General features: G+C 66.3%; 1 protein-coding gene. It reads left to right on the plus strand.

Translation table 11 applies throughout. The features are described 5' to 3' along the window. Window positions 1-410 precede the first annotated feature (410 nt). Window positions 411-525, plus strand: a 115-nt coding sequence (rpmB, locus tag RF646_RS13450; RefSeq protein ID WP_368836245.1) for a 50S ribosomal protein L28, incomplete at its 3' end; no start/stop codon positions are given.

The raw sequence follows: 525 nt of genomic DNA on the forward strand, positions 1-525 counted from the left end.
GGGCGCCACCACTCCTACACGGCGATCGACTGCCGGTACCCGATCGGCCGGGAACCCGGGTCGAAGCCCGCCCCGGTGCGGGTGGTCGGGCCGGCGCCCGGTTTGCGGGGCCCGGGGGAGCCGGTAGACTGAGCGGAAACTGGTCACGCCTGACGTCAAGTTGCGGGTGGGCCCGTCCGGACCTAGAATTCAAGGCTGTCGTGTGGTGGAGTCCACCTTCCGGCACCTTGATCTTCACCGTCTTCATCGTGGCGAGGCCTTCGCCGGTTCCGGCCGCGGGCCTTACGAGAGGGCCCGGTTGGCGAACGGTGGCAATTCTGAAGGTGGCGGGACGCCCGTTGCCGCAGCTGAGTGATCATCTGCGGCACCCACTGCGTGCCGTCATTTCGTCAACATTGGAGGAGAACACTATGGCAGCGCACTGCCAGGTGACCGGAGCTCAGCCGGGCTTTGGGCACAGCATTTCGCACTCGCACCGCCGTACCAAGCGCCGGTTCGACCCGAACATCCAGAAGAAGCGGTACT

It is taken from the genome of Kocuria sp. CPCC 205261 (assembly GCF_040981025.1).
In the GTDB taxonomy this organism is placed as follows: domain Bacteria; phylum Actinomycetota; class Actinomycetes; order Actinomycetales; family Micrococcaceae; genus Kocuria; species Kocuria marina.